Source organism: Halomonas sp. ML-15, from assembly GCF_014779595.1.
Classification (GTDB): domain Bacteria; phylum Pseudomonadota; class Gammaproteobacteria; order Pseudomonadales; family Halomonadaceae; genus Franzmannia.
In genome coordinates, this window is the sequence record NZ_JACXZT010000016.1 from 559 (window position 1) to 834 (window position 276).

The following is a 276-nucleotide window of genomic DNA, read 5'->3' on the forward strand; positions in this document are numbered from 1 at the left end:
CAGCCACTCGCCGGCGCGCACCACGGCGGCGAACAGGCGCAGCTGGCCGCAGGTGCGGCCGCGCTCGCCCTCGAGACGTGCCTGGGGCAGGCCGGTCTCGGCCATGCCGCGCTGGGTCAGGTCGTCACCGATTGCCTCGATCTCGGCGGCGATGGTCTCGAGAAAGCTGGCGCGGGCCTCCAGGGAGGTCTCGCGGTAGCTGGCGAAGGCCGCCTCGGCGAGCACACAGGCGCGCTCGACCTCGGCCTCGCCGCCGCCGCGGTAGACCGGCTCGAG

At 75.0% G+C, this 276-nt stretch carries 1 protein-coding gene; it reads right to left on the reverse strand.

Translation table 11 applies throughout. The features are described 5' to 3' along the window. On the reverse strand, window positions 1–276 hold a 276-nt coding region (locus tag IEI94_RS22590; protein WP_224750044.1), incomplete at both ends, for an aldehyde dehydrogenase family protein.